This is a genomic window from Halomicrobium sp. HM KBTZ05, assembly GCF_041530035.1.
In the GTDB taxonomy this organism is placed as follows: domain Archaea; phylum Halobacteriota; class Halobacteria; order Halobacteriales; family Haloarculaceae; genus Halomicrobium.
Genome location: NZ_CP168057.1, coordinates 2,330,884 through 2,344,040, shown reverse-complemented (window position 1 = coordinate 2,344,040; position 13,157 = coordinate 2,330,884). Strand labels below are relative to the sequence as shown.

At 66.0% G+C, this 13,157-nt stretch carries 11 protein-coding genes; 2 read left to right on the top strand and 9 right to left on the bottom strand.

From position 1 onward, the window contains the following. Positions 1 to 58 precede the first annotated feature (58 nt). A complete protein-coding gene (locus ACAH01_RS12180; protein WP_372479359.1) occupies positions 59 to 1,576 on the top strand; it encodes a molybdopterin-dependent oxidoreductase in 1,518 nt (505 codons plus the stop codon). A gap of 13 nt (positions 1,577 to 1,589) precedes the next feature. Here the strand turns inward: ACAH01_RS12180 and ACAH01_RS12175 are convergent, their stop codons facing one another. The 5 genes from ACAH01_RS12175 to ACAH01_RS12155 form a co-directional block, all read right to left on the bottom strand. Next, positions 1,590 to 2,744 carry an RNA-guided endonuclease TnpB family protein gene (locus ACAH01_RS12175; RefSeq protein WP_372479358.1) on the bottom strand — a complete coding sequence of 385 codons (1,155 nt, stop codon included), beginning with the start codon at positions 2,742 to 2,744 and terminating at the stop codon, positions 1,590 to 1,592. 2 nt (positions 2,745 to 2,746) lie between these two features. Further along, positions 2,747 to 3,136 (bottom strand): IS200/IS605 family transposase, encoded by a 390-nt coding sequence (tnpA, locus tag ACAH01_RS12170; RefSeq protein ID WP_372479357.1) that lies wholly within the window; start codon positions 3,134 to 3,136, stop codon positions 2,747 to 2,749. Positions 3,137 to 3,311: 175 nt separating this feature from the next. Then, on the bottom strand, positions 3,312 to 4,055 hold the full coding sequence (locus ACAH01_RS12165; RefSeq protein WP_372479356.1) for a PspA/IM30 family protein: 744 nt from the start codon (positions 4,053 to 4,055) through the stop codon (positions 3,312 to 3,314). Positions 4,056 to 4,235: 180 nt separating this feature from the next. After that, the gene (locus ACAH01_RS12160; RefSeq protein ID WP_372479355.1) at positions 4,236 to 5,009 is read right to left on the bottom strand and encodes a hypothetical protein; all 774 of its coding nucleotides are present in this window, start codon (positions 5,007 to 5,009) and stop codon (positions 4,236 to 4,238) included. Positions 5,010 to 5,222: 213 nt separating this feature from the next. Further along, positions 5,223 to 8,384, bottom strand: coding sequence for an adenosylcobalamin-dependent ribonucleoside-diphosphate reductase (locus ACAH01_RS12155; RefSeq protein WP_372479354.1), 3,162 nt, complete (start codon positions 8,382 to 8,384; stop codon positions 5,223 to 5,225). Positions 8,385 to 8,912: 528 nt separating this feature from the next. Here ACAH01_RS12155 and ACAH01_RS12150 point away from each other — a divergent pair. Next, positions 8,913 to 9,095 (top strand): hypothetical protein, encoded by a 183-nt coding sequence (locus ACAH01_RS12150; RefSeq protein ID WP_153552921.1) that lies wholly within the window; start codon positions 8,913 to 8,915, stop codon positions 9,093 to 9,095. Positions 9,096 to 9,121: 26 nt separating this feature from the next. Here ACAH01_RS12150 and trpG read toward each other — a convergent pair whose 3' ends face one another. From trpG to trpD, 4 genes are read right to left on the bottom strand one after another with little or no spacing between them, the layout of a single operon-like run. Beyond that, the gene (gene trpG / locus ACAH01_RS12145; protein ID WP_170093804.1) at positions 9,122 to 9,742 is read right to left on the bottom strand and encodes an anthranilate synthase component II; all 621 of its coding nucleotides are present in this window, start codon (positions 9,740 to 9,742) and stop codon (positions 9,122 to 9,124) included. Next, entirely contained in the window at positions 9,739 to 11,358 is a 1,620-nt protein-coding gene (gene trpE / locus ACAH01_RS12140) for an anthranilate synthase component I (RefSeq protein ID WP_372479353.1), read from the bottom strand. Before trpE ends, trpG begins: the two co-directional genes overlap by 4 nt. Then, positions 11,355 to 12,011, bottom strand: coding sequence for a phosphoribosylanthranilate isomerase (locus ACAH01_RS12135; RefSeq protein ID WP_372479352.1), 657 nt, complete (start codon positions 12,009 to 12,011; stop codon positions 11,355 to 11,357). Before ACAH01_RS12135 ends, trpE begins: the two co-directional genes overlap by 4 nt. Then, positions 12,008 to 13,006, bottom strand: coding sequence for an anthranilate phosphoribosyltransferase (gene trpD / locus ACAH01_RS12130; RefSeq protein WP_372479351.1), 999 nt, complete (start codon positions 13,004 to 13,006; stop codon positions 12,008 to 12,010). Before trpD ends, ACAH01_RS12135 begins: the two co-directional genes overlap by 4 nt. Positions 13,007 to 13,157: the final 151 nt, after the last annotated feature.

Below are 13,157 nucleotides of genomic sequence, written 5' to 3'. Positions count from 1 at the left end.
GTGAATTTGGTACGGAATCCGAAGAACCGTTAAGGTGGTCGTGTCCCCAGCAACGGGCATGACACGGTTCGCCCGCCTTCGTCCGTCGGCCGACGACGCGGTGGCGCTGTTTGCCGGCGTCGCGGCCGTCGTGGGCTCGTTCGCCGCCGTCGGCTTCACCCCGTCGTTCGTCGCGTCACCGATCGAGCGGTGGCTGGCCCGGCGGATGCCTGGCGCTGTGGTCTCGCTGGCGATCCAGTTTCTCGGTTCGCTCGGCCAGCAGTTGAACCTCGTCGCCGCCGCGTTCGTGGCCGTCTGCGTCGTCGCCGCGGTCGCACGCGTCGCCGGCACGCTCGGGGATCGGCTGGCCAACCGCGCCGTCGGACCCGTCGTCGCCGGTGCCGTCGTCTTCGGCGTCGCGACGCCGCTGACGGGCTCTGTCCCTTCGAGCGGTGGTGCCGCAGTCGGGACGGCGCTCACACTCGGCCTCGCAGGGCTGTCGGGCTCGCTCCCGGCCCGCGGCGCGACGAATCCCGACCGCCGTCGCGTCCTCGCGTCGCTGGGGACGGCGGCCGGACTCGGCGTCGTCGCGACCGTCCTGACCGACGACACCAGCCAGCCGACCGCGACGATTCCGGACGACGCCAGTCCGGCGGTGCGTGAGGCACTCGAAGCGGCCACAGAGCAGTCGCTGGCCGTCGACGGACTCGAACCGCTCGTGAGCGACGAGTTCTTCAGCGTCGACATCAACGCCGTCGATCCCGAGGTCGACGCGAGCCAGTGGACCCTCTCGGTGACCGGCTCGGTCGAAGAGGAGATCACCGTCGACTACGAGCAGCTCCGGTCGATGGACGCTCGGACGGAGTTTCACACGCTGCGCTGTGTCGGCGAGTCGCTCAACGGGAAGAAGATGGACAACGCTCTCTGGACCGGCGTCCCCGTCCGGACGCTGCTGGAGCGAGCGGGCCCCGACAGCGACTGTGACTGCGTGCGGGTCCACGCCGCCGACGACTACTACCAGGTGTTCCCGATCGACGCGCTCAACGGCGCGATGCTGGCCTACCAGATGAACGGCCGCCCGCTGCCACAGAGCCACGGCTACCCGGCCCGGGCGCTGGTGCCCGGCCACTGGGGCGAGATCAACGTCAAGTGGATCACCGAGATCGAGGTGATCGACCGCGACGCGGAGGGCTACTGGGAGGAACGTGGCTGGCACGGCACCGGGCCGGTCGAGACCGTCGCGAAGATCCACGCCCAGAACACCCTGCCCGACGGCCGCGTGCAGGTCGGCGGCCACGCCTACGCCGGGACGCGTGGCGTCTCGGCCGTCGAAGTCTCGACCGACGGCGGCGACAGTTGGTCGGAGGCGCGCCTCTCAGCGCCCCTCGTCGAGTCGGTCGACTGGGCCGGCGATCCCGGAGAGACGCCACACGCACCGGACGTGTGGCGACAGTGGGCCTTCGAGTACGAGCCCCCGGCCGGCGAACACGAGGTCGTCGCCCGCGCCATCGAGGCCGACGGGACGGTCCAGCCCGAGACCGAACGCGAGGCCTTCCCCCACGGCCCCAGTGGGTGGGTGTCGAGGACGGTAGACTGACATCCTCCCACGGCTAAAGCCGTGGGGTTCCCCCACTGGGGGTTGAACCCACGGAAACGGAGAGGTTCGCAGGTTCGTCGTCTCGTTGGACGATGACCTGCGTTTCGGGCCGTGCCAGTACGGCCCCCGCCTCGGACAGCGGTTTCGAGAACTTGCCCAAGGCTCGTTTGCCGATGTTTAGCGCACCGTTCTTGTCCGCGTTGTCGTCTAGCCCACACTCGGGACACTCGAACCGCCCCTGTGTCTCTCGGACACCTTCGCAGGCACAGCGGTTGCACGTTTTCGACGTGTCATATTCTTCGACCAATTGCACGTCGATGCCTGCGTCGTAGGCTTTGTATTCGATGTAGTTGAGCAGGCGGGCGAACGGCATCTTGTGGGTCTTGTCGTTGACGTACCGCCCCTTGTCGTTGTCCTTGCGAATCCCACCGAGGTCCCCTACAACGATGATCCCGTTCCGCTCCTCGGCATCCTCCACGACTTGCCGAGCAATCTTGTGGAGGCGGTCGTCCACCTTCCGCGCTTCCGCGTCACCGATGTGCTCGATCACCTGCTGTCCCTGTCGGGGTTTCGCCTTCCCGATGGACTTCCGCAGTTGCTTGTAGTGTTCACGGATTCGGCGGACTTCCTCGCCGTAGAACGTCGTTTTGCGGTCGGAAAGGAACGCACAGGTAGCGACCCAGCGTGCGCCCATGTCGATAGCCAGCACGTCGTCGTACTCGTCTTGGACGGTCACAGACCGTTTGACGACGACATGCACGTACCAGTCACCGCCACAGCGCACCAGTTCACTGTCCCGAATGTCGCCCGCTCGGACGAGTTGTTCGTCCTTGTGTGGGACGTGGGCGGGACACCAGACGGAGTTGCCTTGTCCTTTGTCGGGGTCGTAGACGGGGACTTTCACCCACCACGACGAGAGGACCGTCTCTTCGTCGTGGGCCACGTCGAACACGTCGTTGCGAAGGACGACAGGCTGTTCGGTGTCGGGATTCGGATCTTTCTGTCGCTGGACTTTCGACGCCTGCTGGTCGGTCGCAGAGTAGAGGTCGGCGTCTCCACCATGAACCTCGATCTGGAACGCCTCGTACTCACGGGCGAGAAGGCCAGCCTTCCTGTTGGTCAGCGAGTGGAGTTTGACCCGCACCGTGGTCGAAACAGTCCGTTGCATGACTACTCACCTGCCTGGGCGTCGATGTACTCCTCGATGACTTCGCTAGACACGTCGCCCGCACTTGAGACGAAGTACGAGCGCGTCCACAACGACGGCAGGCCGAAGTCGAACTCGTCGCGGAGGTGACGCGAGGAGTAGCCCTTGACCTGTTGCATGATTTTGTTCGGGGAGAGCGTCGGGTCGCCCGTGATGAACAAGTGTACGTGGTCGGGGCGAATCGCTAACTCCAAGATTTCGAGGTCGAGTTCGTCGACTTTCTCCTCGACGAGTTCTTCGAGGCGGTCGCGTACCTCGTCTTCAAGTACCGACTTTCGGTACTTGGGACACCAGATGAAGTGATACTGGAGTTTGTGGACGTTGGTCCGTTCTCTGTCGAACCCACGAGGCATCGTCAGTATATAGAAGTCACTCACCTAAAGATGTTATGCAAGTACCCAACCCCAGTCATGGCTACGAGCGTGGAAAGGTTCCCAGTTGTCGGCTTCATCCCACCCGTGAACGGGTGGGCTTTCGCCTCGCTACCGCTGTAACCCGCCAGCGAACGGAACCGCGCGACACGGTGGGTTAGCTCGTCGCCCCGTCCACGTCGACACTCTGGGACCCCTCGGTCTCGTGGCCCAGCTGGGTCTTCAGCTGATCGAGTTCGCGATCGACCCGCTGTTCCGTCGAGCGCCGATCCAGTTCCCGGTCGATCTCGTCGCCCTCAGCGAGCACGTCGTCGAGCGCACCGCTCGCTTCGAGCTCTTCGAGCGCGGCCGCTCTGGCCTCCATCTGCTCGGTCCGTTCGGTCGCGCGCTCGATGGCACGGTTCACGTCGGCCATGTCGCCGCCGACCCCGGTGAACGCCTCGGCGACGCGAGCCGACGCCTCGGCCGCCCCGTGGCGTGCCTTCAGCGTCTCCTTGTGGGTTCGGAACCCCTCGATTCGTCCCCGGAGGTCGACCTGGCGCTGGACGAGCTGGTCCTGCGTCGCTTGCAGGCGATCGATCTGTTCGTCCAGGCCGGCGAGTTGATCGCTCGTCGCGTGTTTCTTCTCCAGGGCGCGCCTCGCCAGATCCTCACGCTCCTGTCGGAGCGCTTCCTGACTCTGCTCGTCGTACTTCTCGACGGCCGCCCGCAGGCGTTCGCGGTGCATCTCCAGGCGCTTCTTCTGGGTGGTGAGGTCGGCGATGCCGCGATTGATCTCCTGGAGTTCGTCCCGGAGTTGTTCGTAGGAGTAGTCCAGCTCTGCGACGGGGTCTTCGACGCGGTTCAACAGGGCGTTGAGCCACGACCGGACGACGAAGCCAAAGCGCCGGAGCAGACTCACGGGCGCTCCCTCCGTTCGATGCGGCCGTGTCGGTCGGAAGCACTGTCCATGGTACACCACAACGACGGCCGAGCGGCGGTTAATCGTGCTTTCGGGTGTCCTCCCACGAAACGACCACTGACCTGCCAGTTCGTCACAGTGTAGCCACTCGACGCCGTACTCCTAACGTCCCTCCGGGCGTCACCACTGTCGGAGCAGCAACGCGACCCCGAGCGCGAACAGTAGCCAGCGTCCGAATATGACCAGCCGCCGATCGGTTCTCTCGTCGACAATCGGTTCCCGCACGTCTGACTGCCAGACCAGATAGTACGCTACGCCGTCGCCGGTGCGGCGTTCGACGATCGTCTCCGAGATGTGAGGACCGTGGAGTGTCAGTCGGCCCCTGTCGACGACTCGTTGACGGTACGGCTGGGGGTCGACTGGGCCGATCTCTCCCAGCGTACCGCGTTCGTACGGGACTGAGACGTTCTCGACGACCTGCCTCGGTGTCACTGGGAGCAGCCGATACGTTCCGTTGGCGGGCGTGTACACTCGCTCGTAGTACTGCCCGTCCAGGCGCGTGTATCGCCGGCTGTGAACGCTAAAGGGCCCGACAGTCGATCCCGATTCGGGAGTCGGTGCCTGCCACTCGTTCAGGAAGCCGTCGCTGTTGGTCACAACCCCGGGATCGACCGACAGGTTCACCGACCCGCGTTCGAGCGCTCGCACGTCGAGGATACAGAGCGTGCTCCCGTGTTTCACGGACCCGACTCCACCGTCACAGTCGACTCTCGGCACGTCGAGTGTGTCACCGTCGACTGCTGTCTCCGGTGTGTCGATCCCATCCTCGGTCACGGTCAGTGGCGCAGCGCGGTACGTGTACGTGGGTTCCGTCAGATTCGGTAGTAACAGCGGGTTCGCCAGCAGGACGAGCGCGACGGCGACGAGACAGCTCCGTTGCCAGTCGACAGTCATGTCCGACTGCGCAATCGGATCGAGCAAATGATTTCTGGTTCTGGCTCTGGAAAGAATACGCGCTGGCAGGGTGCCAGCAGCCCCCTCGAAACGATGTAGCGTCGAGAGAGCAGTTTCGAGTCCGATGCGACCGAAAGAACGAACCGAGAGTGTCACACGCTCTTGGCCCCGGGTGTGGCCGACGATCGGCCACGGAGATCCGCAGTCAGATCTTCAACACTCCGACCAGCCACAGGACTCGCAGGTCTTGCAGCCTTCGGAGTAGTACAGCGACAGCGAGCTACACTCCGGACACTCCGGATTCTCGCCCGCGTCGATCAGTTCCTGCTGGTCGGCGTCGGTGGCCTCGCCCGGCGACGACGGTTCTGTGCTCGCCGCGTCCGTGGCCGAACTGTCGGCGGTGACGGCACCGCCGTCGGTCTCGGGCACGTTCGGATCTGCACTGCCGGCCTCGTCTTCGGCGGTCTGTTCGAGCGTTGCCTGGTCCGGGTACGCCTTGTCGATCTCGTCGTCGAGATAGCGACGCATCGCCGTACCGATGGCGTCGGGGATCGACTGGATCTGTTCGCCCTTGTCCCAGGCGACCTTGGGCGAGCGGATGCCCTGCAGTTCGTCTGCGATCTCCTTGGGATCGACGCCCGAGCGAAGCGCCGTCGAGATGGTCTTGGCCAGGGCCTCGGTGAAGGAGGCCGTAAAGCCGCCGGAGTTCCCGATGTTGGCGAACAGCTCGAAGGGCCGTTCCCGCTCGGGGTCCTCGTTGATGTTGACGTACAGCTTCCCGTAGCCGGTGTCGATGCGCTGGGTGACACCGTGGAGCACGTCCGGTCGGCTCTGCTTTTCGGCGAACGGGTTGGTCTCGGGCTGCTCGCCGTCGGCCACTTCCAGCAGCGACTCGACCTGCTGATCGAGTGCGTCCTGTACGGCCTCGTGTTCGAGGAAGCCCTCGATGCCGTCGAAGACCTCCTCGATCTGGGCGACGATCTCGCCCTCGTCCATATCGGCGAACTCGGTGTTCTGGGCCCGCGTCGTCAGCACCTGCTTGCTGCGGGTGCCGTCGCGGTAGTAGGTGACGCCCTTGCCGCCGTGCTCGTAGATGTACTCGAACACTTCCCGGGCGTCCTCGAGCGTGGAATCGTTGGGCGCGTTGACCGTCTTCGAGATCGCGGAGTCGACGCCCTGCTGGCAGGCACACTGGATGCCGGCGTGTTCTTTCGGCGTGAGGTCGCCGGTCGTGACGAACAGCTCACCGATCGCGTCGGGCACCGTCGAGAGGCCGTCGACCCCGTCGAAGGCGTTGTCGGCCATCTGTTCTTGGGCCTCCTCCTTGACGGCGTCGACGTCGATGTCGTTGGCCTCCAGCACGCGCAGGAAGTAGTCGTCGAACTCGACGAGCATCTCGTCGCCTTGCACGTCGTCGGAGACGTTCTTGTAGTAGGCGACGTTGTAGATCGGTTCACAGCCGCCGGTGGTGTTGCCCACCATCGAGGTGGTGCCCGTCGGGGCGATGGTCGTCGTGTTGTGGTTGCGGATCGGGAAGCCGTCTTCCCACTCGTCGGCGTCGAGGCCGGTCTGGGACTCGAACCACTCGCGGTACGCCGTCGGGTCCGCGTACTTGGAGTTGTCCCACTCGTCGAAGGTGCCCCGATCCGCCGCGAGTTCGTGGCTGGCCCACTTCGAGCCGTGGTTGATCTGGCGCATGATCTGGCGGGCGATCTCGTCGCCCTCGTCGGAGCCGTACTTGACCCCGAGCTGGATGTACAGCTGGGCCAGTCCCATGATGCCCAGCCCGATCTTGCGCATCTCTCGGACCTTCTCTTCGATTTTCTCGACCGGGAAGTCCGACATCGTGACGACGTTCTCGAGGAAGCGCGTGCCCAGCTCGATGCGGCGCTGGAACTCCTCGTTGTCCAGTGCGTCGTCGAGGAAGGCGTCGACGGCGTCTTCGAGCGCGTCGTACTCGTCGGCGTGTTGCTGGGACCAGACCCGCCAGTCAGGGGCATCCTGGTCGGCCAGCGTCGAGAGGTTGATGTGCCCGAGGTTACAGGCCTCGTACTCTTCGAGCGGCTGCTCGCCGCAGGGATTCGTCGCGAGGATGCGGTGATCTGGGTGTTCCTCCACGTCGAAGGAGTGTTGCTTGTTGACGCGTTCGAGGTAGATCACGCCCGGTTCGCCGTTCTCGTGTGCGCCGCCGATGATGCGCTCCCAGAGCTTCTCGGCGGGGATCGACAGCACTTCGCCGGCCTCGACGTACTCGCCGAGGTCGAACATCTCGTACAGTTCTGCGGTCTCCTCGGTGGCGACGTGGGGCTCGTTCGTCCGCGGGTTGGTGAAGGTAAACTCCTCGCCGGCCTGCAGCGCGTCCATGAAGTCGTCGGTGATGCCGACGGAGATGTTGAAGTTCGAGAGGTGGCCCTCGACGGCGTTACGGAGGTGCTTCGGGACTTTGCCGTCCTCGTCGATGAGTTCGCGGGCCTCCTCCAGGGCCTCGGCGAAGGAGTTGTGCGTGAAGTCGTCGGGGTCGTTCAGCCGCAGGGTCTCGGCCAGCGAGACGTCCTTGTTCTTGGCGTGGATGAACTGGATGACGTCGGGGTGGGAGACGCGCATGACGCCCATCTGCGCGCCACGGCGGGCACCCCCCTGTGCGATCGTCTCGCACATCTGGTCGTACGTGCGCATGAACGTGATCGGGCCCGAAGCGATGCCGCCGGTCGAGCCGACCTGATCGCCGTATGGCCGCAGTTGCCAGAAGGCATAGCCCATGCCACCACCGGACTGGAAGACCTGTGCGGCCTCCTTGGCGGTCTGGTGGATGTCGTCGATGTCGTCGTCGGGCGAGTCGACGAAACAGGCAGAGAGCTGCTGTAGCTCGTCGCCCGCGTTCATCAGCGTCGGTGAGTTCGGCATGAACGAAAGGTTCTCCATCGCGTCCTGGAACTCGCCGGCCACCTCCTCGACGTGGTCTCGTACCTCGTCGGGCAGTTCCGGGACGACGGTGTCGTAGGCGAACTTGTTGACGTTGTACACCGACAGCTCGGTCTCGGTGTCGTCGCCGACGGTGGTTCCCTTGCCGAACACTTCGCCGGCGAGTTCGTCACGCCGCGGGTGGTCGGGTTTGAGCTGGTCCGGCGTGACCGTCACGTCGACGCCCCGTTTGTCGGCTTCGAAGACGGCTTCGGCCAGGGCGACGTTCTTGCCGACCCGATCGAACAGATCCTCCTGCTGTTCGATCAACTCGCCGTCGGCGTCCTTGCGGAGATAGCGGGCGGGCAGAATGTTGTGGTAGGCGTTGCCAGTGAGTCGGTCTTCGAGCGTGTCGCCGGTCGTTCGCTTGATCGGCAACTGTACCTCGTCGGCACCTGCACCTGCGTCGCTCATTCCTCGGTCCTCCTGCCGACAGTGGCCGTCTGTCGGGCGATACCCCTCTCGATGGTACGTGTAGATCCTCTCATTCGTAACGACGTTTGTGTTTGCACGGATTGCTAAATACCCAGCGATACGTGTCCCTGCGGGCACGCGACGGGAGACAGACCGCCGGGTGGTTTCGACGCTATGCGAAGTATCACTGGTGGGTAATATCAGCCACGATCCAGCGGGCAGCGCACGTGATTCGCTGTACGGTACATAGCAAACGCCGATAGCATATTAATGGAGCGAGACCGGAGTGAAAGTGAAAAGCGGCTCCCGAAAACCACCAGACGAGGGCCGAGATTTCAGTCGAAACCATTGGGGGTTTCGACTGGAGATTCCACGGACGGCCGGCGATCCTCGCCGGCCGATCACGCTGCGCCGTCGTCGTTCAGTCTTGCATTTTTTGTTTCTGATACGTTCGCCGTGTCCCGGCGCGGCGACGCGGCGAGAGAGGGCGGCGACAAAGCATATGCCGGTGGGCGGTGAGTAGCCGGTATGCTTCTGACTATCGGTGGGTTCGGAACGATCCCCGCCCTGCTGGTCGGCCTCGCCGCGCTGGCTGTCGTGATCTTGATCGGGCGGATCGTCCTCAAGTTCGCGTGGCGTCTGGTCGTTCTCGCCGCGGTCGCCGTCGGCGTGCTCTACCTGCTCGGACTGCTCGGCATCTCCGTGCTCTGACCCGGATCGACACCGACGACAGCAGTTCAGAGGCCGTCGAGGAAGTTCTCGATGAGGTCGTGGCCGACTGCAGTCAACACCGATTCGGGGTGGAACTGCACCGCTTCGATCGGGTGCTCGCGGTGGCGGACACCCATCACCAGTTCGACCGTCCCGTCGTCGGTCGCCACGTCGGTCGTGGCCGTCACGTCGAAGCAGTCGGGCACCTCGTCGGCGATCAGCGAGTGGTAGCGACCGGCCTGGAACCCCTGATCGAGTCCGGCGAAGACCCCCTCGCCGTCGTGGTCGATCGGGAACGCCTTCCCGTGGATCGGTTCGGGCGCGCGGCCGACCGTCCCGCCGTACTCGTAGACGGCGGCTTCCAGGCCCAGACAGACCCCGAGCGTCGGGACTTCGGGGCTGACTTCTCGCAGCACGGCCATCGTGACGCCCACGTCGCGGTCGTTCTTCGGGTGGCCCGGACCGGGCGAGACGACGATCGCGTCCGGATCGACGGCCCGGACCTCGGCGAGTGTCGCCGTGTTGCGCAGTACCTCGGTGTCGGCGTGTTCCGAGACGTACTCGACGAGATTGTAGGTAAAGGAGTCGAAGTTGTCGACGAACAGCACCGTCGGTCGGTCGCCGTCGGCCGCCTCGGCGTCGCTCATCGGGACACCTCCTCGTTCGCGTCGGCCGCGGGTTCTCGGATGCGCTCGACGGCGTCCAGCACGCCGCCCATCTTGTTCTCGGTCTCCTCGTACTCCCCACTGGGGACGGAGTCGGCGACGATCCCGGCACCGGCCCGGACCGTCGTCCGCTGGGTGTGCTCACCGCCGACACCCGCCGGCCCCTCGCACTGCTCGATCGTCGCCGACCGGATCACGATCGCGAAGTCCGTGTCGCCGGTCCAGGAGAAGTAGCCGACGCCACCGCCGTAGACGCCGCGTGGCGACTGCTCCAGTTCGTCGATGATCTCCATGGCCCGGATCTTGGGCGCACCCGAGAGTGTCCCTGCCGGGAACGTGGCCCGCGCGGCGTCGAAGGCGTCTGCCTCCTCGTCGAGCGTGCCGGTCACTGTCGACTCGATGTGCTGGACGTGGCTGTACTTGAGGACGTTCATGAACTCCTCGACGCGGACGCTCCCGGGCGCTGCGACTCGGCGCACGTCGTTGCGAGCGAGGTCGACCAGCATCGTGTGCTCGGCCCGTTCCTTGTCGTCGGCGAGCATCTCGCCCGCGAGGCGGCGGTCCTCGACTGGGCTCGTCCCGCGCGGACAGGTCCCCGCGATCGGGTTCGAGACGATCCGGTCGTCGGCCACGGAGACGAGCGTCTCGGGGCTCGCGCCGACGATGCTCAGCCCGTCGTAGTCGAGCAGGTACATGTACGGCGACGGGTTGACCGCCCGCAGCGACTCGTACAGCGCCAACGGGTCCATCTCACCGTACAGTTCCCGCTTGCGCGAGATGACGCCCTGGTAGATATCGCCGCTGAGAACGGACTCCTTGGCGTGTTCGACGGCGTCTTCGTACTCGTCGCGTGGCCCGGCCTCCTCGTAGGCGGGGACGAAGCTGCCGGTTTCGAGGTCTGTGGCTCCGTCGAGGACGGCCTCGACCCGTTCGACCTCGTCCAGCAGCGCGTCGTAGCGCGCGCCGGGATCGTCACCGGGTCGGACGATCGGGGTGAACACGAGCGCGGCCGTCTCCTCGACGTGGTCGAAGCGCAGCGTCGTCGTCGTCAGCGCGAACTGTGCGTCGGGGAAGCGAGAGTCCGGTCGATCCAGTCCGACCTCGTCGAGCCAGAGGTCGTAGACGGCGTCGTAGGCCAGGAAGCCGACGAGGCCGCCGTCGAGGTGCTGGCGGTCGTGGTCCGGGAAGCCCCGCAGCTCCACGTCCGGCATGGCCGCCCGGAGGTCGTCTAACACGTCGCCTCCGTCGGTCGTCACGAGGTCGGCGATCCGGTCGTCGAAGACCTCGACGCTGGTCTCGTCGTCGACCGTGATCACCGCGTCGGCGTCGTAGCCGACGAACGAGTAGCGGGCGTGGCGGTCGTCGGTCGCCGGTGCGAACGCGCCGTCGGGGTCGCTGGAGGCGACCTTCTCCGCGCTTTCGAGCAGGAAGGTGTGGCCGCCTTTGCCGGGGGCACCGTCCGTGGTCCGGCCGGTCAGCGCGGCGTAGGCCGCCAGCGGCTCCACGTCGGCCGACAGCTCCGCGACCGCTCGCACCGAGACCGGGCCGTCGGCGGTCGCTCGGTCGACGAACGTCTCGCGGTCGATGTCGAGGGTCACTGTCCCGCCTCCACGGCCGCGGGGTCGGCGCGCTTTGCCTGCTGGACGAACGCGCGGACGGCGTCGTGGTCCTTGACGCCGCCTTCGGCCTCCACGCCGGAGGCCACGTCGACGCCGAACGGTCGGACCGTCCCGACGGCTTCGGCCACGTTCTCGGGCGTGAGCCCGCCCGCGAGGACGACCGGCGCGTCCAGCGTGTCGACGATCTCCCGCGTCCGGTCCCAGTCGTGGGTCTCGCCGGTGCCGCCGCCGCCTTCGGCGTCGACCGAGTCCACGAGGAGGGCGTCCGCGGCGTCGGCGTACGCCTCGATCTCGGCGTGGTCGGCGTCGACGACGGCGACCAGCTGCGCGTCGACGCGTCGCCGGAGCGCGCCCAGCTGTGTCGGGGTCAGTCCGTCGTGGACCTGCACCACGTCTGGCTGGACGGTCTCGACGCGGCGGGCCACGGACTGGACGGCCTCGGGCATCGTCACCAGCACGCTCGTCACGAGCGGTGGCACGCCAGCCACCAGCGTGGCCGCGGTCTCGTCGTCGACCTCGCGGGGCGTGTCCACGCTGACGCCGTTGATGACGCCGATCGCGTCTGCGCCCGCGGCGACGACGGCCTCGCGGTCCTCGCGGCGAGTGATACCACAGACCTTGACCCGCGTCATGCCTCGCCTCTGAGCTCGTCGAACTTCCGGGCGGCGTCGCCGGACTCGATCGCCTCGCGAGCCGCCTCGACGCCGGCCTCGTGGCTGTCGGCTTCACCGGCGACGTAGATCGCCGCGCCCGCGTTCGCGAGGATGATGTCCTGTTTCGGGCCGGTGACGGTCCCCTCGACGATCCCTCGCAGGTCCTCGGCGTTCGCTTCGGGCGTGCCGCCGGCCACGTCTTCGATGTCGGCCGTCGTCAGCCCGATGTCTTCCGGCACGAGCGTGTACTCCTCGATCTCGGAGCCGGTGACCTCTGCGACGACGGTCTCCCCGTGGATCGCGATCTCGTCGAGCCCCGATCCGTGGACGACCATCGCTCGCTCGACGTCCATCCGGGCCAGCGCCTCCGCGATCGTCGGCACGAGGGCCGGATCGTAGACGCCGAGCACCTGCGCGTCCGCACCGGCGGGGTTGGTCAGCGGTCCGAGGATGTTGAAGATGGTCCGCATGCCGAGTTCCTTGCGCGGGCCGATGACGGCCTTCATCGCCGGGTGGAAGACGGGCGCGAGCATGAACCCGATCCCGTCGTCCTCGATGGCCTGCTCGACCTGTGGCGGTTCGGCCTCCACGTCGACGCCGGCCACCTCCAGCACGTCCGCGCTCCCCGACGAGGAGGAGACGGAGTAGTTGCCGTGCTTGGCGATGGGGACGCCGGCACCCGCGGCGACCATCGTGCTCGTCGTCGAGACGTTGATCGTGTCGTAGTCGTCGCCGCCGGTGCCACAGGTGTCGACCAGCGGCCTCCGGTCGGGGTCGATCGTCCGCGCGGCGTCGCGCATCCCCTCGGCGAAGCCGGCGATCTCGGCCTCGGTCTCTCCTTTCGCCCGCAGGCCGGTCAGCAACGCCCCGATCTGGGCCTCCGTGGCGTCCTCGAAGACCGCCGTCGCCGCCTCGCGAGCCTCGTTCTGTGTCAGATCCTCTCCCTCGGTCACGCGTTCGATGTATTCCTGCATTGTGGGCCACCAATGAACTCTTTCGTGTTGTAATGTACAACCTCGTACATCCAAATAAGGCTGTCGGGACCACGTGACGGGTTCGATATCGGGACATCGGCCGAGCGGACACGCCGTGTCCCTCGAATCGCGCTCGACCGCACCATGCCCA

Bases quoted from the DNA above. Each gene is read 5' to 3' on its own strand.
- ACAH01_RS12150 (WP_153552921.1), top strand. From the start codon at position 8,913: ATGCTTCTGACTATCGGTGGGTTCGGAACGATCCCCGCCCTGCTGGTC.
- ACAH01_RS12155 (WP_372479354.1), bottom strand. From the start codon at position 8,384: ATGAGCGACGCAGGTGCAGGTGCCGACGAGGTACAGTTGCCGATCAAG.
- trpG (WP_170093804.1), bottom strand. From the start codon at position 9,742: ATGAGCGACGCCGAGGCGGCCGACGGCGACCGACCGACGGTGCTGTTC.
- ACAH01_RS12175 (WP_372479358.1), bottom strand. From the start codon at position 2,744: ATGCAACGGACTGTTTCGACCACGGTGCGGGTCAAACTCCACTCGCTG.
- ACAH01_RS12160 (WP_372479355.1), bottom strand. From the start codon at position 5,009: ATGACTGTCGACTGGCAACGGAGCTGTCTCGTCGCCGTCGCGCTCGTC.
- tnpA (WP_372479357.1), bottom strand. From the start codon at position 3,136: ATGCCTCGTGGGTTCGACAGAGAACGGACCAACGTCCACAAACTCCAG.
- ACAH01_RS12180 (WP_372479359.1), top strand. From the start codon at position 59: ATGACACGGTTCGCCCGCCTTCGTCCGTCGGCCGACGACGCGGTGGCG.
- trpD (WP_372479351.1), bottom strand. From the start codon at position 13,006: ATGCAGGAATACATCGAACGCGTGACCGAGGGAGAGGATCTGACACAG.
- ACAH01_RS12135 (WP_372479352.1), bottom strand. From the start codon at position 12,011: ATGACGCGGGTCAAGGTCTGTGGTATCACTCGCCGCGAGGACCGCGAG.